The following is a 21,148-nucleotide window of genomic DNA, read 5'->3' as shown; positions in this document are numbered from 1 at the left end:
TCCGCCAGACTCGGAGCATGCCGAATCTCGCCAGCGACGCGCGCGTTCGCGCTGCCCGACTCGACTCGCACGGGCTCGCATCGGGCCTGCCATCGATCGCCGCAGCGGTGCGACACCTCGGCGCGGTGCAGGCGCAGGACTTCGCCGCCTCGAAGTGGGTGCTCGGCGCGCGGGTGCGCGGCTCGGTCGCCGCCGACGTCGATGCCGCCATCGAGAGGCGCGAGGTGCTCCGGTCGTGGCCGATGCGCGGCACCCTCCACCTGGTGCCCGCCGAGTCGCTGCGGGACATCCTCGCGATCACGGGCCCGCGCATCCTGCAGAAGGCAACGACGACCCACCGGGAGCTCGGGCTCGACGCCGAGGTGTACTCCGCCGCGCGCGGCATCGCGGAGCGCGAGCTCGCGGGCGGCCGATCGCTCTCGCGCGATGAACTGCAGTCCGCCTGGCAGACGGCGGGCATCTCGACGGCCGGGCAGCGCGGCTACCACCTGATCTGGTGGCTCGCTCACGACGGTGTGCTCTGCTGCGGGCCCGTCGAGGGTCGCGCTCAGCGATTCGTGCTGCTCGACGAATGGTCGCCTCGCGTCGCGCCGGCGCGGGCGCGCGAAGAGACGCTGACGGCGCTGTTCGTCTCCTACCTCACCGGGCACGGGCCGGCGACGATTCAGGACTTCGCCTGGTGGAGCGGGCTGACACTGACCGATGCCCGCGCCGCCCTCGCCGACGCGGGTGATCGGGTCGTCGCGTTCGACGACGAGCGCTTCATCGTCTCAGTGCCCTCGTCGAGCGAGAGTCCTCGGGCCTCGCGTGCCACCGGACGCCACGCGCTCGCGGCGTTCGACGAGTACTACCTCGGCTATCGCGATCGCGGCCCGGTCTGCGACCCCGCGCATGCGCCGCGGGTGGTGCCCGGCGGCAACGGCGTCTTCCAGCCGACGCTCGTGCAGAACGGCCGGGTCGTCGGGCTGTGGCGAAAGGCGGAGCGGGCGCGAGCGACCTCCGTGACCCTCGACGGGTTCGACGGCCCGCTCGATCCCGCGGCGTTCACCCCGCGCCTGCGCGAGTGGGCGCGGTTCTGGGGCAGGGAACTCGGCGAGGTGTCCGCGCTCGACTGAGACGGATGCCGCGGCATCCGCCGTTCCGGCGCGGGCTGCCGCGCCCGCTCACTCGCCGGAGCGCACGAACGGCGGCCGTGCAGAATGCACGACCGCCGTTCAGTGGAGCGTCGGGACTACTGCGCGAGCGCGGCCTGGAGCTCGAGGGTGATCGTCACCTGGTCGCCGAGCAGCACGCCGCCGGTCTCGAGCGCTGCGTTGTACTGCAGGCCGAAGTCCTCGCGGTTGATGACGGTCTTCGCCGTGGCGCCGCCCTTGTAGTTGCCGTAGGGGTCGCCGCCGAAGCCGCCGAAGTCGAAGTCGAAGGTGACCGGCTTCGTGATGCCGCGGATCGTGAGGTCGCCGTCGACCTTGAAGTCGCCCTTCTCGACACGCACGCCGGTCGACACGAAGTCGATCGTCGGGTAGGTCTCGGCCTCGAAGAAGTCGCCGGTGCGCAGGTGCGCGTCGCGGTTCGGCTCGTTCGTGGTGACCGAGGCGACCTCGGCCGACGCGGTGACGCTCGAGTCGAGCGGGTTCTCGGCGGTGACGAACGTCGCGGTGAAGCGCTCGAACTTGCCCTTGACCTTGCTGATCATGATGTGGCGGATGCTGAAGCCGACCTCGCTGTGAGTGGGGTCGATGTTCCAGGTGCCAGCGCGGTAGCCGGGGATCTCGATCGTCGGTGCAGTCGTCGTCATGTTGGGCGGTCTCCCGTGTTCGGTGTCGTGGCGGCCGTTCGGCCACGCCTATGCAAACGCATGGAGAGCGTGCGTATTCCCGACCGACCGAGAAGTTTCAGGAATCTCTCGGGTTCAGCTCGCGAGCGTCCGGCGCAGGGTCAGCACCCGTTCGACGGCGTCGTCGAGCTGGGCCTCGGTGATGCGCCCCGATTGCACGCCGCCGACGATCGCGCCGACGAGGCCGTCGACCGAGATGCCCATCGAAGCGGGATCGGCGGGAAGCACGTAGAGGAGCAGGTCTGCGCCCGCGGCCACCGCGCGAACCGCGTTCTCTCCGGGATCCGCGTACTCGGGCAGGCCGTTGTGCTGCAGCATGAGCATGTCGTCGGTCACGACCACGCCGTCGAAGCCGAGTTCGTCACGCAGCACGCGGTGCCACTCGGGCGAGAGCGACGCCGGGGCCGCATCGACGGCGGGGTAGGCGAGGTGGCCGGTCATGACGAGTTCGGCGCCCGCGTCGATGCCGCTCGCGAACGGCAGGGCGGGACCGGCGCGCCATTCGTCGATCGTGAGCGGCGCGGTCGGCACGCTCGAGTGCGAGTCGCCCGGTGCCGCTCCGTGCCCGGGAAAGTGCTTGAGGGTGCTCGCGACGACGCCCTGCTCCCCCGTGACGGCCCCGGCCACCCGATCGGCCGCGCCGACGGGGTCGGTGCCGAGCACCCGACCGAAGATGAACGAGTCGGGGTCGGCGGTGACGTCGGCGACGATGCCGAAGTTCACGTTGACGCCGCTCTGGGCGAGCACCGCTGCCCGGGCTGCGAAGGCCGCCTGAGCGGCCGCGGGCGCCTCGGCGCGCAGGGTGTCGGCGGCAGCGGCGCCGTCCCAGGGCAGTCGCTGCACCTCGCCGCCCTCCTCGTCGATGCCGATCAGCACGGGAGCCTCGGCATCGGCCTGTACGGCAGCGGTGAGCGCACCGAGCTCGGCGGGGCCGGCCGGCACGTTGTCGCCCATGAGGATGAGTCCGGAGACCCCAGCGTCGACGTACGCGCGGAGCGGTGCCGGGTCGGTGCCCGGTGCGTGCACCATGAGCAGTGCCGCCGCCTTCTGCTCCATCGTGAGCTGCGACATCCGCTCGTCGACCCACTCGGCGATCGGATCGATCGGAGTCGGCGTCGGGGTCGGAGTCGACGTCGGTTCCGACGGGGCCGTCGTCGCTCCACTGCCGGCAGTGCCGGCGCATGCCGTCAGCGCGAACAGCGCCGCCGTCATGAGGAGCGGCAGTCGTGCAGTTCGGATGGCGCGCATTCGAACGACTCTACGGTGCGTGTCCGAACGAGCGCCGAGAGCCGCCATGGGTAGAATCGCCGCCTCGAAGGGGGTCTCGTGCGAACTGGACCGAGGTACGCGGCAACCGGGGCGATACTCGTCGCCGCGGCCCTGATGCTGCCCGCCGCCCCCGCATTCGGCGAGGACTACCCCAGCTGGGACGAGGTCACCGCCGCCAAGCAGAACGTGGCGTCCCGCGAGGCCGAGGCGACGCGCATCAGCGGGCTCGTCGCCTCGCTCGAGACGACCGCCGCTGCGCTCGGCGACGCAGCAGTGCAGGCGGCCGGCGTCTCCGCCGCGGCAGCAGCGGCACTCGCCGACGCCGAGCAGCGGGCCGCGACGCTCGCGACGCAGTCGGCCGCAGCGGAGGCCGAGGCCGAGGCATCGGGCGAGCGACTCGGGCGGGTCGGAGCCGTACTCGCCCGTTCGGGCGGGGCGGACGTCACGCTGCGACTGCTGTTCGACGACGACGCCTCGACCGAGCTGCCGCAGGGGCTCTCCCGCGCGGCCCAGCTCACGAATGTCTATGGCGGCATCGCCGACCGCGCCGAGGCGGCGAAGGCGGAGTCGGCCTCGCTCTCCGCCCAGGCCGACGTCGCCGAGCAGGAGCGATCGCGCCGTGCGGAGGCGGCAGCCCTGGCCGCTGCCGAAGCCGAATCCGCCCACGCGACCGCCGAGGCCGAACTCGCCGAGCAGCGAGTCGTCGTCGACACGCTCTTCGCACAGCTCGCGAGCCTGCGCGACAGCACCGCGGCACTCGAACGGCAGTATCGGGCCGGCGAACAGGTGCGGCGAGAGGCGGAGGCCCGGCAGCGCGCCGCCGAGGAGGCCAGCGGCAACGCCGTCGACGTCGGCAGCGCACCGCCGCCCGGCGTCGTCGTCGACACCGCCGGCGCGAAGGCGTACGCGGCAGGCACCGTCGCACGCTACGGCTGGGGTCCGGGCGAGTACCAGTGCCTCCTGAACCTGTGGACACGGGAGTCGAGCTGGCGGGCCGACGCCTACAACGCCTCGAGCGGCGCATACGGCATTCCGCAGTCGCTGCCGGGCAGCAAGATGGCCAGCGCGGGTGCCGACTGGCGCACCAATGCCGCCACGCAGATCGAGTGGGGTCTCTCGTACATCGCCGACCGCTACGGCGCGCCGTGCGGCGCCTGGGCGCACTCGGAGCGGTTCAACTGGTACTAGCGCTACAACTGGTACTGATGCATGCCGACTCGAACGACCACGAACTCGCAGTGTTCCGGCGCCACGGCGCCGAGGGCGTGCTGCTGCTCGGCGGCGGCGCCGCGATCCTGCTGCAGCTCGCCGACCCTCGCGTCGCCCGCGGTGTGGCCCGGCACAGCGGGTTCCGCGAGCGCCCGCTCGAGCGTCTGATCGGCACCCTCGACTACGTCTACGCGATCGGCTTCGGCGACGAACAGCTCGCCGCCGAAGCAGTGCGCAGCGTGAACCGTCGCCACGCCCCCGTGCGCGGCGACGCCGAGGGCGGTCAGCCCGCGTACAACGCGTTCGACGCCCACGCCCAGCGGTGGGTCGCCTCGACCCTGTTGGCCGTCGCGCTCGAACTGCACGAGCGGCTCGAGGGACCGCTGCCCGCAGCGACCGCCGACGTCATCGTGAGAGGCTATGCGCCGCTGGGGACCCGACTCCAGGCCGCCGACGAGGGGTGGCCCGAGACCCGCGCCGAGTTCGACGCCTGGTGGGCCGAGCAGCTCGGCGCCCTCGAGGTCGGCGGCGACGCCCGAGCCGTCGCGAGGGGCCTGCTCGGCGGGACATCCGCCCTGCCGTTCGGCGCCGGTCTGCTGCTGCCGCTCGTGCGCCTCATGACCGCGGCGCTGCTCCCGGCGCCGATCCGGGCGGCCTACGGGTTCCGCTGGACGCCGCGGGTCGAACGCGTCGCGAACGGATGGCTCGACGCGATCGCCGCCGTCTGGCCCCTGCTGCCCACGGCCATCAGGCACGCACCGCTGCGCGCATCCCTTCGTCGCGCGAAGCGTCGCAGCCGGTACTCTGGAACCGAGCAACGAGGACGAGGATGACCCAGTCAGTACCGCACCGCAATGATGCGCTCGACAGCATCGACCGCAGCATCGTCGCCGAGCTGAGCCGCGACGGCCGGCTCTCGGTGCGCACCCTCGCGGAGCGCGTGCACATCTCCCGCACGGCGGCGCACAACCGCGTGCAGCAGTTGCAGCAGCGCGGCGTCATCACCGGCTTCGGCGCCCACATCGACCGCAAGGCGATCGGGCTGAACATCTCGGCGCTCGTCGTGGTACGCATCGGCGAGGTCTCGTGGGAGGAGATCGCGGCGAAGCTCGCGACGCTTCCCTTCGTCGAGAAGGTGCAGGCCGTCTCGGGTGACATCGACATCATCCTGACGGTGAGCGCGCCCGACCACGAACAGCTGAGCCAGGCGATCCTCCGCGACATCCACGACATGCCGGGCGTCGTGTCGACGCGCTCGCACCTGATCCTCGCCGAGATCGAGGGTCATCCCCCGGCGCAGACCCTGGACATCTGGCGCACCTGACGCCGTCCGCAGTGGACGAATGGCCGCGCTTTCGAGTCCGCCGTGCCGTTCGTTCACGGTTGATCGAGACCACCGTCGCGGCGCGCCACAGTGTCCGACGATGAGGTCATGAGCCTCAATGTCGAGCACGCATCCGTCCGCACCCTGCCGAGCGAGAAACCCCTGCGCCTCCTCGACAACGCCGGCCATGCGGTCACCGGTTCGGCGACCGGCGGGTTCGGTCTGCCCGACACCCAGACGCTGCTCGAGCTCTACCGCAAGATGGTCGTCGCCCGGCGCTTCGACGTGCAGGTCACCGCGCTCACCAAGCAGGGCCGCCTCGCCACCTATCCCTCCGCGTACGGCCAGGAGGCGTGCGAGATCGGCGCCGTGGCCGCGCTCACCGCCGAGGACTGGCTGTTCCCGACCTACCGCGACAGCATCGCCCTGCTCACCCGCGGCATCGAGCCCGCCGACATCCTGCAGTCGTTCCGCGGCGACTGGCACAACGGCTACGACCAGCACGCGCACCGCACCGCCGCCCAGGCGACGCCCCTCGCGACGCAGGCGCTGCACGCCGTCGGCCTCTCGCACGCAGCACGCCTGCGGCACGATCCGATCGTCGCGCTGACCTTCCTCGGCGACGGCGCCACGAGCGAGGGCGATGCGCACGAGGCCTTCAACTTCGCGGCGGTCTGGCAGACGCCGACCGTCTTCGTCGTACAGAACAACCAGTTCGCGATCAGCGTGCCGCTCGAGCGGCAGACCCGCGCGGCGACGCTCGCCGACAAGGCGGTCGGCTACGGCATGCCCGGCTACCACGTCGACGGCAACGACATCGCGGCGATGTACGCGGTGACGAGCGCCGCCGTCGAGCGCGCCCGGAGCGGCGGCGGCCCCACGCTCATCGAGGGCGTGACCTACCGTATCGAGGCGCACACGAACTCCGACGACCCCACCCGCTACCGCGCCGCGCGCGACGTCGAGCACTGGAAGCGTCGCGACCCGATCGAACGCCTCGAGAAGTTCCTCGTCTCCGAGGGCGTGCTCACCGAGTCCATGCGCACCGAGATCACGGATGCCGCCGAGGCCCTCGCCGCACGCACGCGCGACGTCATGACGATCGAGGCCGAGCTCGACCCGCTCGAGCTCTTCGACCACGTCTACGGGCGCGAGCGCGCCGCGCTCCTCGAGCAGCGTGCGTCGCTCGAGGCCGAGATCGCCGCCGGTGCGTTCGCGAGCCACGAGGGGGCAGCACGATGACCGCGACCGCGACGAGCACCCCCCGCCGCCGAGGCATCCGCCGCTCCGACGCAGCTGACCATGGCAGGTGCGCTGAACGCGGCGCTTCGCGACGCCATGGCGGCCGACGATCGCGTCATCGTCTACGGCGAGGACGTTGGACCGCTCGGCGGTGTGTTCCGCGTCACCGACGGGTTGCAGGCCGAGTTCGGCGAGGATCGCATCTGGGATTCGCCGCTCGCCGAGTCGGGCATCATCGGCACCGCGGTGGGCATGGCGATGTACGGCATGCGCCCGGTCGTCGAGATGCAGTTCGACGCCTTCAGCTACCCGGCGTTCGAGCAGATGGTCTCGCATGTCGCGAAGATGCGGAACCGCACGAAGGGGCGCGTCACCCTGCCCATGGTCGTCCGCATCCCGTGCGCCGGCGCGATCGGCGGCGTCGAGCACCACTCCGACTCCTCCGAGGCGTACTGGGCGTCGACGCCCGGCCTCACCGTGGTGATGCCCTCGAACCCCGCCGATGCGTACTCGATGCTGCGCGAGGCGATCGAGAGCGACGACCCGGTCGTCTTCATGGAGCCGAAGAGCCGCTACTGGTCGAAGGCACCGCTCGCCCTGCCCGTCACGACTGCGCCGATGGATCGCGCCGAGGTCGTGCGCGAGGGCACCGACGTGACGCTCATCGGCTACGGCCCGACCGTGCGCACCGCGCTCGAGGCCGCCGAGGCGGCTGCCGCTGAAGGCCTCTCGATCGAGGTCGTCGACCTTCGCAGCCTCTCCCCCTTCGACGACGAGACCGTCAGCGCCTCCGTGCGCAAGACCTCGCGTGCCGCCGTCATCCACGAGGCCGCGCAATTCGGCGGCTACGGAGCCGAGGTCGCCGCGCGGGTGACCGAGCGCAACTTCCACCACCTCGCCGCGCCGGTGCTGCGCATCGCGGGGTTCGACATCCCGTTCCCCTCGCCGAAGCTCGAGGAGTACCACCTGCCGACCGCCGACCGCGTGCTCGCCGCCCTCGACACCTGGGAGTGGGACGCATGAGCCGCGAGTTCATCCTCCCCGACCTCGGCGAAGGGCTCACCGAGGCCGAGATCGTCGCGTGGCTCGTCGCCCCCGGCGACGAGGTCGCGATCGACCAGGTCGTCGTCGAACTCGAGTCGGCGAAGTCGGTCGTGCAGCTGCCGACGCCGTTCGCCGGCGTCGTCGAGTCCCTCGGCGGCGAAGTCGGCCAGGTGCTGCACGCGGGCGCCGTGCTGCTGACGCTCGACGGGGAAGCGCAGGTTCCGGATGTCGCGGCGCCCGCCGAACCCGGCATCGTGACGAGCGAGACCGCGCTCGCCGAGGAGTCGGGCGCCGTGCTGATCGGCTACGGCACCCGGCAGTCGACCGTGACGAAGCGGACGGCCTCCGCGCCGGCGCGCTTCGGTCGCCGCAGTGGCGCCGGAGTCGGTGCCGGCGGTGGCGGTGGCGGTGCGTCCACCGCGCCACGCTCGAACGGTGCTGCACGACTCGACGCCGCTCGCCGCTCCCCTGTCGTCTCCCCGATCGTGCGCCGCCTCGCCCGCGAGCACGGCTTCGACGCGAGCCAGTTGCTCGGCTCGGGTCACGATCATCTCGTGATGCGACGCGATGTCGAGTCGTTCATCGCCGAGCAGGAGGCGCCGACGACGACAGCGGCCGCCGCGGCATCCGCCGCCCCGTCGACGGCGACGCCTGCTGCCGCACCCGTCGCCGACCGCGAGGGCGACCGGCGCGTGCCGCTCGACCGCATGGCACGCGCCGCCGCCGCGCACTTCTCGCGCTCGCGACGGGAGATTCCCGAGGCGACCGTCTGGATGGACGTCGACGCGACCGGCCTGCTGGCCGCGCGCCGGCAGCTGCAGGAGGCGACGGGTGAGCGGTTCGGCATCACCGCCCTCATCGCCCGATTCGTCGTCGCGGGTCTCGCGAAGCACCCCGCTCTCAACGCGAGCTTCGATGCCGAGCGCGACGAGCTCGTCCTGCACTCGGCCGTGAACCTCGGCCTCGCCGCGCAGACCCCGAGGGGGCTCCTCGTGCCCGTCGTGCACGGCGCCGAGCGGATGCCGCTGCGCACGCTGCGCGACGCGATCACGGCCCGCACCGAGGAGGCCGCCACGGGCGTCTTCCCACCATCGGCGCTGACGGGCGGCACCTTCACGCTCAACAACTACGGCACGCTCGGCGTCGACGGTTCGGCGGCGATCATCAATCACCCGGAAGCGGCGATGCTCGGCGTCGGCCGGTTCATCGAACGCCCGTGGGTCGTCGACGGCGCTCTCGCCGTGCGCACGGTGACGGAGTTGACGCTCTCGTTCGACCACCGGGTGTGCGACGGCGCCGAGGCCGCGGCCTTCCTCACCTTCGTGGCGCGATGCATCGAGCGCCCCGTGTCCGTGCTCGCCGAACTCTGAGTTCGACGCGGTGTCGCCGGATGCGACGTCGGGATCGGCTCGGGATCAGAAGAAGTCGTTGGGAGTGCCTGCTGCGCGCTCGACGTCGCGGGTGTCCTGCGCCCCGGCTTTGAGCTTCGCGACCGCGACACGCAGCCCGGACTCCATCTGCGCAGCCCATGCGTCGGACTCCCGCGCGGTCTGCTCGGCGGCACGGGCGCGAGCCTCGCTCGCCTCGGCGGCGTTGCGCGCGTCCTTCACCTGTCGGAGTGCGAGCGAGATGCCGTAGTACGCCGCGACCATGGTGGCGATCGGCGCGGCGATGATCGCCAGCGCACTGATCGCGGCACCGGTGGGGCTGAATGCGATCAGCAGTGCGAATGCGAGGAAGAGCGCGACGATCGCCGCGAGCACGACGAGCATGAACCGAAGGTCACCGCTCCACGTGCGTCGTTCGGCCGGCTCCGTCAGCGACGGCTCGTCGCCTGCAGCCGGCGCGAAGTTCGGCAGCGCCGCAGTGGCTGCCGCCTCGTCGTTGGTCGGACGTGTGTACGCGTCGGACATTCGTGCTCCGCTCCCCTAGGCATTCGGATCAACCCCCCAATTGTGGGCCGGGTCAGTCGACGGGTCAAGGTGCCGCGCGGCATGCCTCCGAAGCCGGCGACCCTCGACCTCAGGCGGCCTGCGCTTCAGCGAGCCCCGCCTCGATCGCGGCGATCACCGCGGGGTCGTCGGGCTGCGTGGTGGGGCGGAAGCGCTGCACCTGCCCGCCCGGCTGCACGACGAACTTCTCGAAGTTCCATTTCACGCGACCCGACTTGCCGTTGTCGTCGGCCACCGAGGTCAGTTCGGCGTACAACGGATGCCGGTTCCGTCCGTTGACCTTGACCTTCTCCATCAGCGGGAAGCTGACGCCGTACGTCATGGAGCAGAACTCCTTGATGTCGTCGCCGTTGCCCGGCTCCTGCCCGGCGAACTGGTTGCACGGGAAGCCGAGCACCGTGAACCCTCGATCGCCGTACTCGCGCTGCAGCGCCTCGAGCTTCTCGTACTGCGGTGTGAGTCCGCATTTCGATGCGACGTTGACGATCATCACGACCTGGTCGGCGTACTCGGCGAGGGAGGTCGAGGCTCCGTCGATCGTCGTGAGGGGGATGTCTCTGATGTCCACGATCCGAGCCTACGTCGCGCAGCGGCATCCGAGGCCACTTTCACATCCAATGCGAAGTCACGGTTCCGCGCAGCATCGAAGCGCGGCAGACTCGGTCTGTGGGCATCACCGACGAAGACCTGGCATTCCTCGAGCGTGCCGTCGTACTCGCCCGAGAGGCTGCGGCCGACGGCGACGGCGCCTTCGGTTCGGTACTCGTCGATGCGGCCGGTGTCGAGCGCTTCGCCGACCGCAATCGCGAGACCACCCTCGGCGACGAGACCCGGCATCCCGAGTTCGAGATCGCACGATGGGCCGCCGCGAACCTGACGGGCGCAGAGCGCGCATCGGCCACGGTCTACACCTCGGGTGAGCACTGCCCGATGTGCTCCGCGGCCCATGCCTGGGTCGGTCTCGGGCGCATCGTCTACGCGGCCTCGGCGGCGCAGGTCGCCGAGTGGCGCGCGGAGGTCGGCATGACGCCGTCTCCGGTCGCCGCCCTCGCGATCACGACCGTCGCGCCGGGCCTCGTCGTCGATGGCCCCGTCGCGCAGTTCGCCGACGAACTCCGGTCGCTGATCGTCGGCGAGGCATCCGCGTCCTGACCGGTCGCATCCGTCGAAGCCGATCGCTCGCCGGTCTCGAGACCCGGTGTCGGCGCGGCGCGATACGGTCGGTGGAGGCGGCCTCGGGCCGCGGAATGACGAGCGGTTGTGCGCACGTCGAGTACCCGCATCGGGTGACGATGCACGCCCTCGAGAGGACCACCCCACCACGATGCTGGGCGTCAACCATGCCACCAGCGGCGCCGCCGCCTGGATCGCCGTCACCGGGGCGATGCCGTACCTCACGAGCGGCGTGTACCCGCTCGACCCCGTCGGCGTCGTCGCCGGGTCCTTCATCTGCGCCGGTGCGGCGCTGCTGCCCGATGCCGACCATCACAGTGCGACCATCGCGCAATCCGTGCCGATCCTCGGACGGCTCACGGCGGGTGCGGTCGGCTCGGTCGCCGGCGGCCATCGGTATGGCGCGCACTCCCTCATCGCCGCCGTCATCGTCGGACTCGGCGCCTGGGCGCTGACCCTCCTGACGCTCACGACCGGGCGGCTCGGCACCTTCTCGCTCGGCATGATGCTCGGCTCCGCCGCCCTCATGTGCTTCGCCGTGAAGGCCCGCGACCTGGTGAACTCGTGGCTGACGGCCTGGGCCATCGGTGCCGCGTTCGGACTGGTGCTCGTGGTGCTCGCCCCCGACAGCGTCGATTGGTTCCCGTTCGCGGTCGTCGTGGGCTTCGTCGCCCACCTCGCCGGGGACTTCCTCACCACCGGCGGCCTGCCCGGACTGCTCTGGCCGATCATGCCGCGTCCGCCCAGGTTCCTGAGACGGGCTCCGATCATCAGCCGCATCTGGCGCCCGAGCGGGCACGTCGCCCTGCCCGTACTCGGCGCCACAGGGTCGGTACGAGAGGTGGCGCTCGGAACGGGCCTCGCGCTCTACGTGTTGATCGGGGTCGCCCACGAGACCTTCCGCTGGTTCGGCATCCACCCTGCGTCACTGCTCTGACGGGCGCTGCGCCGACGCGGACGCGATCACGCATCGACCTCATCGCCCGTTTGCAGCAGCACCGCCAGATGGCAGTCCGATCTCCGAGCTGAGCGATACGGTACCGATCATGCAGATCGACGGACTCTACAACTTTCGCGACACCGGTGGAGTGCCGCTCACGAACGGGGGCACGACCCGTAGCGGCGTGCTCTTCCGCTCCGACGCACTCTCGGGCCTGACCGACACCGGGCTCGCCGAGCTCGCCGCCACCGACATCGGCGTCATCGTCGACTTCCGCACTCCCGATGAGCGACAGGCCGCGGCGGACCGCGTTCCGACGTCACGGCCGTTCGCGGTCGTGGAGCTCGGGCTGCTCGAGGGCGCCATGGCCGACATGGCACAGCGGTTCTTCGCAGACGGCGCATCGCCGTCGGCCGAGGCGCTCGCCGACGCTGCGGCATCGGTGCCCACGCTCGGCGACCTGTATATCGGCATGCTGCAGCACGGAGCCGCCCAGTTCGCCGAGGTCGCGCGCCTCATCGCCACGTCGACCGATGACTCCCCCTCCGCGGTGCTCGTGCATTGCACCGCCGGGAAGGATCGCACCGGCGTGGCGACGGCGCTCATGCTCGACGCGGCCGGCGCCGAGCGCGCCGCCGTCGTCGCGGACTATGCGGCATCCGAGGAGAATCTCGCCGGCCCTTGGGCCGACGGGATGCTGCAGATGATCGCGTCGTTCGGACTCCCCCTCACTCCCGAACTGCACACGCTCGTGACGGGCACGCCGCCCGAGGCGATCGAGCGCGCCCTCGCCTGGGTCGACGGCGAGCACGGCGGCAGTGCGGCCTACCTCGCCTCGGGCGGGCTGACGACCGAGGAGCTGGCCGGCCTCCGGGTGCGCCTCGCCGGCTGACGGCCACCGGGTATCCGTCTGGTCGCATCTCGACGTCGAGCGAAGTCGGCGATCTCGGCCGAGCCCGGGCTGGCCCTGACCCGCCCTTTACCCTCGGCCGCGTTAGATGGGTCACCATGGACGCACCATCTCGCTCGAGCAACATGATCGACGCCACGCCGCGGATGAGCCGCCTGCAGAGCGGCATCCTCTGGTTCGTCCTCGTGGCGGGTACGTTCGGCGGCCTGCTCATCGCCGCGAACGTCGCGTTCGGATCGCAACCGGTCGGCGACCGAACGGAATATGCGTACCACCTGGCAGCACTCGACCCCGACGTTCGGGCGTTGCCCGTCGTGGCGCACATCCCGGAGTCGGCTCTCGACATCCGGCTCGTGTGGAATCCGGCGACGGGCGCCGCGGCAGCAGCCTGGAACACCCCAGCGGATGCAGTCCCGCCCGAGGGGTGCGCAGCCGTTGCAGCTCCGGCACCCCCGGTCTTCGCCGAACGCATCGTCCGTCTCGGCGCCGAGCCGCCCGACGGCCTCGACTGCAGCGGCGTGATCGTCGTCGAGCACGGCGGCGCGACGTACGCGTGGACGGCCCCTCACTGACCGGCTCGGACTTCAGCGCGAGGTCGCCTTCCGGGGAGCTTCGTCGAGGTCCAGCGCGGGTATCGACCCGGTCACCACCGCGTCGACGTTCATTGAACCGTCGACCGGGCCGACGATCGGAATGGGCGTGGTCGGCGTCGGCGCCAGCGGCTCGACCCGCATCCTGCCGAGCCGTCGGTGCTCGATCACGTAGGCGGGAACGAGCAGCGCGATCGCACCGAGCCACGCAAGCGGGTTGCTCCACACCACCCCGACGAAGCCGAACGCCGATCCGAGCACGATCGCCGCACCGACGCGCATGACGAGCTCGACCACGCCGGTCACGGTCGGCGCCACCGTTCGGCCGAGACCCTGCAGCACTCCGCGCAGCACGAACAGCACGCCGAGTGCGGAATAGGTGAAGCCGTCGACGACGAGCATGTACGCCGCGGCATCCACGACCGCTTCGGATCCGTCGCCGACGAACACCCGCACCAGCTGTTCGCTGAAGATGATGAGCGGGGCGCCGATGACGATCGCGGCGCCGATCGACATCCAGGTCGCCTGCACCACACCACGCCGGATGCGGTCGGGGCGCTGCCCGCCGAGGTTCTGGGCGGCGAACATCGACGCCGCGAGGCCGAGCGACGACAGGAGCGCCACCGCGATCGAATCCACTCGCGATGCCGTCGTGTACGCCGCGACCGCGTCGGCGCCGAGCTCGTTCAGGGCCACCTGCACCGTGAGCGTGCCGATCGCGATGATCGAGGTCTGGAAGCCCATCGGCATGCCTAAGCGCAGATGCTCGAGCATCTCGGCGCGCGACACCCGCCAGTCGGCGCGGCGCACGTGCAGCACCGGAATCCGGCGGCGGATGAAGTCGAGGCAGAGCACGACCGACACGGCCTGCGAGACGACCGTTGCGAGGGCTGCCCCGGCGACGCCCCAGTCGAGCGGACCCACCATGAGCACCACCAGACCGATGTTCAGCAGGCACGAGAGCGTCAGGAAGACGAGGGGGGTGCGCGAGTCGCCGATCGCGCGGATGACCGCGGACAGGTAGTTGAAGAACATCACGGCGGATGCCCCGACGAAGCTGATCTGCGCGAACACCGTCGCCTCGGCGAGCAGTTCCTCGGGTGTCTGCAGCAGTTGCAGCGCCGGGCCTGCGATGAGCGGCGCGCCGATCGTGAGCACGACGCTCATGGCGCCGGTCAGGAGTGTGCCCGCCGCGACCGAACGGCGCACGGCATCGAGGTCACCCGAGCCGAATGCCTGCGCGGTCGGGATCGCGAAGCCCGAGGTGACGCCCCATGCGAATCCCAACAGCAGGAACAGCAGTGACCCGGTCGCTCCGACCGCCGCGAGCGAGTCGATGCCGAGCTGCCTGCCGACGACGATCGCGTCGACCACCTGGTAGAGCTGCTGCACCACGTTGCCGATGAGCAACGGAACCGCGAATACGAGGATGACCCGCCACGGGGCGCCGGTGGTCAGGTTTCTTGCCATGCGGATCTCAACGGGTTCGGGGCGGAAGACGATGCGCGATGTTTGCGTCGCCATGGGAGTATATCCGGTCGCCTCCTCGGTCATGCGACGGCTGTCCCGATCCGCTCGGCGCAGTCGGACACGGCGAAGGCCGAGGTTCGGAGCGATGGTCGGGAACGGTGCCGGCGGCGTATCGTGTGGCCAGGAGGTCGAGAGAGATGACTGACAGGAGTTCGAACGCCGGATGCTTCGCCGGCGGCGGTGCGATCTACGGCCTCGGCATCATCGGTGCCTGGGTGTTCTTCTTCCAGCAGGCCGATGCGTTCTGGGCCTTCGTCTGGGCGTTCTTCCAGGGCATCTTCTGGCCGGCGTTCATGGTGTACGAGGTGTTCCGGACCCTCGTCGAGTAGCGCGGCTATTCCGGGTGGTCAGTCGAGCGGCGGACGACGGAGCTGCTTGACGTAGGTGCGCCGCTTCTTCGCCGCCAAGCGCCGTTCCTTGGCACCGCGGCTCGGCTTGGTCCGACGTCGCGACGGTGACGATGGCCGCAGAGCATCGGCTACGACATCGGCCAACCGAGCGCGCGCGGCATCCCGGTTGCGCAATTGTGCCCGATGTTCGGATGCTGCGATCGTCAGCACCCCGCCGACGAGGCGACTGCTCAGACGCTCGAGGAGTCGCTCCCGTTGGAGCGGAGAGAGAACGGTCGAGCCTGCCACATCCCAGATGAGCTCGACTCGGGAATCGGCAGTGTTCACGCCTTGCCCGCCGGGCCCCGACGACCGCGAGAACCGCCAGGACAGCTCGGACTCGGGGATCGTGAGTCCGGCGTCGATCCGAAGACCGGGGCGATGGGCAGCGGGCATGGTTCCATCATCCTCGTGTGCGCGAGAGATGAGCGCGCATACGGATCGGCCTTCGTTCGTCGGAAGATTCCGGGCTGCCGCTGCGTTGTCGGTTGCATGGGTTGGAATGACGATGTCGTAGAGACGTTCCGCAGCAGCAAGGGCACCGAGAACCACTGGGGCCCGAAGCTGATCATCCTGCATTCAATCGGGGCGAAGTCGGGCGAGACGCACCTGAATCCCGTCGTCGGCTTCCGCAACGAGCACGGATGGCGCGTGGTGGCGTCGAAGGGCGGCTCGCCGGAGAATCCCGCCTGGTACCACAACCTGCGAGCGAACCCGTCATTCGAGATCGAGGCCCTCGTGGACGGCGAGATCGTGACGGTGCCGGTGACGGCGACCGAGATCGCCGGCGACTCGTGGCAGGAGGCGTACGGAGCCATCGTGGCCGAGGAGCCGCAGTTCGGGGGCTACCTCGAGAAGACCGATCGCCGGATCCCGGTGCTGCAGCTCACCCCTCGCACGGATTGACGAGACGCTTCTCGCGGAGAGCGCTCGCGATCGGCTGACCTTCGTGGCGGGCAGGGACAGCCGGTGACAGCCAGCTCGACGACTGCATCGTAGGCAGAGCCGTGCTGCCCGGGTGTCGCGGGCGGACGTGCATCCGAGCTGTGGTCCTCCAGCACAAGACAGCCCAAGCACTCACGGGACGATCGTGGCTGCCGTCGCGGGCGACTAAACTGCCCCCGTGTCGAAGACACGGGGGCGACCACCGAGTGTTCCGCCTCGCTGGTTCGTCCGCCTCGCTTGGGTTGTGCACCGGGGCATGTACCGAATCACGGGTGGACGAGTCGGGTTGTGGCGCCCGAAACCCCGAGGGTGGGGCACGCTGCACTTGACGACCATCGGGCGGCGCACCGGCCATGAGCGAGCGGTGATTCTCGGCTACTTCGAGGACGGTCCGAACCTCGTCACGATGGCGATGAACGGTTGGGCAGATCCGGAGCCGTCGTGGTGGCTCAACCTTCAGGCCCAACCTGATGCGGTGGTGGTCGTTCGAGATGGCCTGCGGCTCGTGCACGCTCGGGCCGCGCATGGGGACGAACGCTCGCGTCTCTGGTCCAAGTGGCGCGAGATCGACGCGGGGCTCGACGACCTCGCGGCGCTTCGGTCATCCGAGACCGCAGTCGTGGTCCTGGAGCCACGCTCAGCTCAGATTCCCTGACGTGTGCCGGAGCTCCTGCGGGCCATGGCTGCCGTAGCGGATGTCCAGGCTCAGATCGATCGAGGCCGCGGCGGCGCTTTCTGAGCCGCTGATGCGATTTCAGGGCGGCGTTCACCCCCGGCCGTCGACGAGCCCGCCGACGGCCCAGACTCGGCGTGCCGCTTCACGGTGCCGAGAAAGGCCCGAAGGTTGCCCCGATCGCGCCCTGAAACCAGAAAACCCCCGAAGAACTCAGGTTCTTCGGGGGTGTTTGGTGGATCTGAGGGGACTCGAACCCCTGACCCCCTGCATGCCATGCAGGTGCGCTACCAGCTGCGCCACAGACCCGTTCTGCCTCGCTTGAGGCAACGAATTGAGCTTACACCAGCCTCCGCCCGCAGACGAAATCGAGGGACCCTCGACCGGTGCGGCCCGCTCCGATCAGCTGCTCGCGGCGAGCAACGGCGCCACGGGAAGCGCCGGGCAGTCGGCCCAGAGGCGCTCGAGGCCGTAGTACAGGCGCTCCTCCTGGTGGAACACGTGCACCACGACGTCGCCGAAGTCGAGCAGGATCCAGCGCCCGACGTTGTGGCCCTCGCGGCGCTTCGTCGGCGTGCCGGCACGGCCGAGCACGTCTTCGATCTCGTCGGCGATCGCAATGACGTTGCGCTCGGAGTTGCCGGTGACGATGAGGAATACGTCGGCGAACGGGATCTGGCGCGACACGTCGAGTGCGACGAGATCGTCGCCGCCCTTCGAGTCAGCCGCACGCGCTGCCAGCGCGAGCGTCTCGAGGGCCTGGTCGGATGCAGTCATGCGCTCACTTCCGGTGCGTGGTGGTTGTCTCGGATCAGAACAGCCCCGCGACGGCGCCGATGACGAGGGTGGCGACGACGCCGAGTGCGAGCACTCCGGCGGTCACGGCGAGCACGAGCGGAACGTTCATGCCCTCCTTCTTCGGCGGGGCGATCATGGCGCGGGCTGCGCCCTGGGTGCTGATGGCGCGCGTCGCGGCGACGGGCGCTGCGCCGGTGCCAACCTCTTCGATCTGGTCGAAGAGCCGGTCGACGTCGGAGGAGTCGATGCGGCTGGGGTGCACGCCCGTCGCGCCGTACGAACGCGGCAGGTCGATCGACCCGGTGGCGATGATCTCGCCGCTCGAGGCGAGCGGCGAGCCGCCGAGCGAACCGTGGTCGGGCAGGGTCGGCAGGATCAGGGCGTTGGTGGTCGTCGGAACGCCGTGGCTCACGCCACCGCGCGACAGCAGCTGGTCGAACGGCTCGGCCGACTCGACCGGGGCGTTCAGCTGCGAGGTCCAGTGGCCGACCGCCGGCGACGGCGAGGCGATCTCCTCGTCGGGACGAATCGGATGCACCGGGTTCGCCCCAACCGGGAACGACACGGCGACCCCGGGCTGCTGCGGCGCCTGCTGCTGCGGAGCCGGGTCGTCGATCTCGTCGTCTTCGAGGTCGAACTCGTCGAGTTGGTTGGCGTCGAGCATCGCGCGAAGCTCACGGCGGGTGAGCGTGCGCTCGGGCGTGGTCGCCTCGTTCAGGCCGTACTGCGGCGGCTGCTGCTCGGCGACCGGGTGCGGGTACGGCGCGGCGTCGGCCGGCGGCTGAACGGGTGCGGCCGGGGCCGGCGCGGGGATGACCGGACGCGGCGCGAAGGGGCTCTGCTGCGACACCGGAGCCGGCGGCGCTACGGGGAACGAAGCGGGCTCGCCGAAGCCACCGGCCGGGCGAGGCGCCGCGAATGCCGGGCTCGTCGCCGCGACCGGCATCGAGGGAACCGGCGCCGGCTGAACGGGCGCGGGGACCGCCTGCACGGGGGCGGGCTGCACGGGCGCGGGCGGCTGCGACTGCTGCGGTGCGACCGGCGCGCCGGGAACGGGAAGCGTCTGGCCCGAGGCATCCGGGGTCGCCGAAGGCTCCTGCTGCTCCAGCAGTCGCTCGCGTTCGCGCATTTCGCGGCGCGTCAGCGGCGGATCCTGCGACGACGTCATACGACACTCCGGTAGAGATGGTGCTTGGAGATGTACTGGACGACCCCATCGGGCACCAAGTACCACACCGGGAAACCCCGGCGCACCCTGCTCCGGCAATCGGTCGACGAAATCGCCAGAGCCGGAACTTCCAGCAAGCTTACGTCTTGCTCCGGCAATCCCGAAACGGACAGCACATGTCCCGGACGACTCACAGCAACGAAGTGCGCGAGATCCCAGAGTTCCTGCACGTCTTTCCAGGAGAGGATCTGGGCGATGGCGTCGGCGCCGGTGATGAAGTAGAGGTCGGCATCGGGGCGTTCACGGCGGATGTCGCGCAGTGTGTCGATCGTGAACGTCGGCTTCTCGCGATCGATGTCGACCCGGCTCACGGTGAACCGCGGGTTCGACGCCGTCGCGATCACCGTCATCAGGTAGCGATGCTCCGCCTGGGTGACGTTCGACTTGTAGCTCGGCTGGCCGGTCGGCACGAAGACGACCTCGTCGAGGTCGAGCGACTGCGCGACCTCACTCGCCGCGACCAGGTGGCCGTGGTGAATGGGATCGAACGTTCCGCCCATGACTCCGATGCGAGGCCGGCGCTCCGCGACCGTCATCGCGCGCTCGCCAGCCTCAGTGGCCGCCGTGCTCGTCTCCGGCGTGGCGTGCGGCGTATGCCGCGGCCTTGGCGGCGTGGCGGTTCGCCACGTCACGGTACGAGGCGACGACGAACCCGAGGGCGGCGAAGATCGCGAGCGCGATGAGACCGTAGACCCAGGACTCCATCGGCAGCTCTCTCGCGTGCACCGTCTCGGTCAACACCGTCGCGGTCTGCACTGCGGTGACAAGGCTCATTCGCCGTTCCTTTCGAATCCTGCGGGTCGTGCTCCAGACAGTCTAGCGAGGTCAGCCGCGCACATGTCCGGCACCACGCACGATCCACTTCGTGCTGGTCAGTTCGGGCAGGCCCATGGGACCGCGTGCGTGCAGCTTCTGCGTCGAGATGCCCACCTCAGCACCGAAGCCGAACTCGGCGCCATCGGTGAACCTGGTCGAGGCGTTCACCATGACGGCGGCTGCGTCGACCTCGTTGAGGAAGCGCTCGGCGTTCGCGAGGTCGTTCGTGACGATCGACTCCGTGTGCTTCGTCGAGTACCGGCGGATGTGCGCCATCGCATCGTCGATCGTGTCCACGACGCCGACGGAGATGTCGAGCGACATGTGCTCGGTGGCCCAGTCCTCGTCGGTGACGGGCTGCACCTCGGGCCGGATCGCGCGGACCCGCTCGTCGCCGTGCACGGTGACTCCGGATGCCTCGAGGCGCGCGAGCACCGGCGGCAGCAGTCGTTCGGCCGCATCGACGTGCACGAGCAGCGTCTCGAGCGCGTTGCACACGCTCGGCCGTTGGGTCTTCGCGTTGTGCACGAGGTCGACCGCCCAGTCTTCGCGGGCGCTCTCGTCGAGGAACATGTGCACGACACCGGCGCCCGTCTCGATGACGGGCACCTTCGCCTCGTCGACGACGGCGCGGATGAGGCCGGCGCTGCCGCGAGGGATCAGCACGTCGACGTAGTCGCGGGCCTGCATGAGGTGCCGGGCACCGGCACGGCCGAAGTCGTCGACGGTCTGCACGGCGTCGGCGGGGAGGCCGGCCGCATCGAGCGCGTCGCGGAGCACGCCGAGCAGCACCCGGTTCGTCTGCTCGGCAGCGGTGCCGCCGCGCAGCACCACGGCGTTGCCGCTCTTCAGCGCGAGCACGGCGATGTCGATCGTGACGTTCGGCCGGGCCTCGTAGATCGCTCCGATGACGCCGAGGGGCACTCGGATCTGGTCGATGCGCACGCCGTTCGGCAGCGAGCGGCCGCTCACGGTGTCGCCGACGGGGTCGGTGAGTCCGATGACCTCGCGAACCGCGTCGGACAGCGCGGCCACTCGCCGCTCGTCGAGGGTGAGGCGATCGAGCAGGCCGGTACCGAGCCCTGCGGCGCGACCGGCCTCGAGGTCGAGGGCGTTCGCCCCGATGATCTCTGCCGAGCGCTCGGCGAGCAGCACCGCCACCTGTTCGAGTGCGGCGTCCTTCTCAGCGGTCGACGCGCGAGCGAGGCGCCGTGAGGCGTCCTTCGCCGCGGCGAGACGGGTATCGATCACCGAGACGTCGAGGTCGGGCTGCTCCATGCCC

Annotated in this window: 25 protein-coding genes and 1 tRNA gene; 14 read left to right on the top strand and 12 right to left on the bottom strand. The window is 70.4% G+C overall.

Annotated features, from left to right (window positions below; genetic code table 11):
- The first annotated feature begins 17 nt into the window (after window positions 1-17).
- Entirely contained in the window at window positions 18-1,115 is a 1,098-nt protein-coding gene (locus JOE59_RS06180; protein WP_204459389.1) for a winged helix DNA-binding domain-containing protein, read from the top strand.
- A gap of 116 nt (window positions 1,116-1,231) precedes the next feature.
- On the opposite strand, the gene JOE59_RS06175 is transcribed toward JOE59_RS06180, so the two are convergent.
- Window positions 1,232-1,795: a YceI family protein gene (locus tag JOE59_RS06175; protein ID WP_204459388.1), complete on the bottom strand. Its 564-nt coding sequence runs from the start codon at window positions 1,793-1,795 to the stop codon at window positions 1,232-1,234.
- Window positions 1,796-1,909: 114 nt separating this feature from the next.
- Window positions 1,910-3,082 (bottom strand): glycoside hydrolase family 3 N-terminal domain-containing protein, encoded by a 1,173-nt coding sequence (locus JOE59_RS06170; protein ID WP_204459387.1) that lies wholly within the window; start codon window positions 3,080-3,082, stop codon window positions 1,910-1,912.
- A gap of 78 nt (window positions 3,083-3,160) precedes the next feature.
- Between JOE59_RS06170 and JOE59_RS06165 the strand changes: the two genes are divergently transcribed.
- From JOE59_RS06165 to JOE59_RS06140, 6 genes are all read left to right on the top strand, one after another.
- A complete protein-coding gene (locus JOE59_RS06165; protein ID WP_204459386.1) occupies window positions 3,161-4,291 on the top strand; it encodes an aggregation-promoting factor C-terminal-like domain-containing protein in 1,131 nt (376 codons plus the stop codon).
- Between the two features lie 17 nt (window positions 4,292-4,308).
- Window positions 4,309-5,145 (top strand): oxygenase MpaB family protein, encoded by an 837-nt coding sequence (locus JOE59_RS06160; RefSeq protein WP_204459385.1) that lies wholly within the window; start codon window positions 4,309-4,311, stop codon window positions 5,143-5,145.
- Complete coding sequence (locus tag JOE59_RS06155) at window positions 5,142-5,636, top strand: Lrp/AsnC family transcriptional regulator (protein ID WP_056008950.1); 495 nt, start codon at window positions 5,142-5,144, stop codon at window positions 5,634-5,636. Before JOE59_RS06160 ends, JOE59_RS06155 begins: the two co-directional genes overlap by 4 nt.
- Window positions 5,637-5,744: 108 nt before the next feature.
- The gene (gene pdhA / locus JOE59_RS06150) at window positions 5,745-6,878 is read left to right on the top strand and encodes a pyruvate dehydrogenase (acetyl-transferring) E1 component subunit alpha (protein ID WP_204459384.1); all 1,134 of its coding nucleotides are present in this window, start codon (window positions 5,745-5,747) and stop codon (window positions 6,876-6,878) included.
- A gap of 60 nt (window positions 6,879-6,938) precedes the next feature.
- Window positions 6,939-7,901: an alpha-ketoacid dehydrogenase subunit beta gene (locus tag JOE59_RS06145; RefSeq protein WP_204459383.1), complete on the top strand. Its 963-nt coding sequence runs from the start codon at window positions 6,939-6,941 to the stop codon at window positions 7,899-7,901.
- Complete coding sequence (locus JOE59_RS06140; RefSeq protein ID WP_204459382.1) at window positions 7,898-9,292, top strand: dihydrolipoamide acetyltransferase family protein; 1,395 nt, start codon at window positions 7,898-7,900, stop codon at window positions 9,290-9,292. The genes JOE59_RS06145 and JOE59_RS06140 overlap by 4 nt, the downstream gene beginning before the upstream one ends.
- 45 nt (window positions 9,293-9,337) lie before the next feature.
- Here JOE59_RS06140 and JOE59_RS06135 read toward each other — a convergent pair whose 3' ends face one another.
- Together JOE59_RS06135 and JOE59_RS06130 are read right to left on the bottom strand one after the other, a co-directional pair.
- Window positions 9,338-9,835, bottom strand: coding sequence for a hypothetical protein (locus JOE59_RS06135; protein WP_204459381.1), 498 nt, complete (start codon window positions 9,833-9,835; stop codon window positions 9,338-9,340).
- Between the two features lie 109 nt (window positions 9,836-9,944).
- Window positions 9,945-10,442, bottom strand: a complete 498-nt coding sequence (locus tag JOE59_RS06130) for a glutathione peroxidase (protein ID WP_307836968.1) — start codon at window positions 10,440-10,442, stop codon at window positions 9,945-9,947.
- Window positions 10,443-10,540: 98 nt separating this feature from the next.
- Here JOE59_RS06130 and JOE59_RS06125 point away from each other — a divergent pair, with 98 nt between their 5' ends.
- From JOE59_RS06125 to JOE59_RS06110, 4 genes are all read left to right on the top strand, one after another.
- Window positions 10,541-11,026 carry a nucleoside deaminase gene (locus JOE59_RS06125; protein ID WP_204459380.1) on the top strand — a complete coding sequence of 162 codons (486 nt, stop codon included), beginning with the start codon at window positions 10,541-10,543 and terminating at the stop codon, window positions 11,024-11,026.
- 172 nt (window positions 11,027-11,198) lie between these two features.
- Entirely contained in the window at window positions 11,199-11,984 is a 786-nt protein-coding gene (locus tag JOE59_RS06120; protein ID WP_204459379.1) for a metal-dependent hydrolase, read from the top strand.
- Window positions 11,985-12,093: 109 nt separating this feature from the next.
- Entirely contained in the window at window positions 12,094-12,879 is a 786-nt protein-coding gene (locus JOE59_RS06115) for a tyrosine-protein phosphatase (RefSeq protein ID WP_204459378.1), read from the top strand.
- 116 nt (window positions 12,880-12,995) lie between these two features.
- On the top strand, window positions 12,996-13,469 hold the full coding sequence (locus JOE59_RS06110) for a hypothetical protein (RefSeq protein ID WP_204459377.1): 474 nt from the start codon (window positions 12,996-12,998) through the stop codon (window positions 13,467-13,469).
- A 12-nt stretch (window positions 13,470-13,481) separates the two neighbouring features.
- Here the strand turns inward: JOE59_RS06110 and JOE59_RS06105 are convergent, their stop codons facing one another.
- Window positions 13,482-14,957, bottom strand: a complete 1,476-nt coding sequence (locus JOE59_RS06105) for an MATE family efflux transporter (protein ID WP_204459376.1) — start codon at window positions 14,955-14,957, stop codon at window positions 13,482-13,484.
- 197 nt (window positions 14,958-15,154) lie between these two features.
- Between JOE59_RS06105 and JOE59_RS06100 the strand changes: the two genes are divergently transcribed.
- Window positions 15,155-15,346: a hypothetical protein gene (locus JOE59_RS06100; protein WP_179550176.1), complete on the top strand. Its 192-nt coding sequence runs from the start codon at window positions 15,155-15,157 to the stop codon at window positions 15,344-15,346.
- Window positions 15,347-15,364: 18 nt separating this feature from the next.
- On the opposite strand, the gene arfB is transcribed toward JOE59_RS06100, so the two are convergent.
- A complete protein-coding gene (gene arfB / locus JOE59_RS06095) occupies window positions 15,365-15,802 on the bottom strand; it encodes an alternative ribosome rescue aminoacyl-tRNA hydrolase ArfB (RefSeq protein WP_204459375.1) in 438 nt (145 codons plus the stop codon).
- A gap of 96 nt (window positions 15,803-15,898) precedes the next feature.
- On the opposite strand from arfB, the gene JOE59_RS06090 reads away from it, so the two are divergent.
- Window positions 15,899-16,312, top strand: coding sequence for a nitroreductase/quinone reductase family protein (locus JOE59_RS06090; RefSeq protein ID WP_204459374.1), 414 nt, complete (start codon window positions 15,899-15,901; stop codon window positions 16,310-16,312).
- 295 nt (window positions 16,313-16,607) lie between these two features.
- On the top strand, window positions 16,608-17,006 hold the full coding sequence (locus JOE59_RS06085) for a nitroreductase/quinone reductase family protein (RefSeq protein WP_204459373.1): 399 nt from the start codon (window positions 16,608-16,610) through the stop codon (window positions 17,004-17,006).
- A gap of 251 nt (window positions 17,007-17,257) precedes the next feature.
- On the opposite strand, the gene JOE59_RS06080 is transcribed toward JOE59_RS06085, so the two are convergent.
- The 6 genes from JOE59_RS06080 to JOE59_RS06055 form a co-directional block, all read right to left on the bottom strand.
- Window positions 17,258-17,333 (bottom strand) — tRNA-Ala (locus JOE59_RS06080).
- Window positions 17,334-17,426: 93 nt separating this feature from the next.
- Window positions 17,427-17,801 carry a ribosome silencing factor gene (gene rsfS, locus JOE59_RS06075; protein WP_204459372.1) on the bottom strand — a complete coding sequence of 125 codons (375 nt, stop codon included), beginning with the start codon at window positions 17,799-17,801 and terminating at the stop codon, window positions 17,427-17,429.
- Window positions 17,802-17,835: 34 nt separating this feature from the next.
- On the bottom strand, window positions 17,836-18,951 hold the full coding sequence (locus JOE59_RS06070; RefSeq protein ID WP_204459371.1) for a hypothetical protein: 1,116 nt from the start codon (window positions 18,949-18,951) through the stop codon (window positions 17,836-17,838).
- Window positions 18,952-18,986: 35 nt separating this feature from the next.
- Window positions 18,987-19,586, bottom strand: coding sequence for a nicotinate-nucleotide adenylyltransferase (gene nadD, locus JOE59_RS06065; protein WP_074258997.1), 600 nt, complete (start codon window positions 19,584-19,586; stop codon window positions 18,987-18,989).
- Between the two features lie 16 nt (window positions 19,587-19,602).
- Window positions 19,603-19,824 carry a hypothetical protein gene (locus JOE59_RS06060; protein ID WP_056009123.1) on the bottom strand — a complete coding sequence of 74 codons (222 nt, stop codon included), beginning with the start codon at window positions 19,822-19,824 and terminating at the stop codon, window positions 19,603-19,605.
- Window positions 19,825-19,875: 51 nt separating this feature from the next.
- A complete protein-coding gene (locus JOE59_RS06055) occupies window positions 19,876-21,144 on the bottom strand; it encodes a glutamate-5-semialdehyde dehydrogenase (RefSeq protein WP_204459370.1) in 1,269 nt (422 codons plus the stop codon).
- Between the last annotated feature and the right edge of the window lie 4 nt (window positions 21,145-21,148).

Source organism: Agromyces cerinus (assembly GCF_016907835.1).
Taxonomy (GTDB): Bacteria; Actinomycetota; Actinomycetes; order Actinomycetales; family Microbacteriaceae; genus Agromyces; species Agromyces nitratus.
The sequence above is the reverse complement of the archived record's forward strand: the minus strand, read 5'-3'. Positions and strand labels throughout refer to the sequence as shown.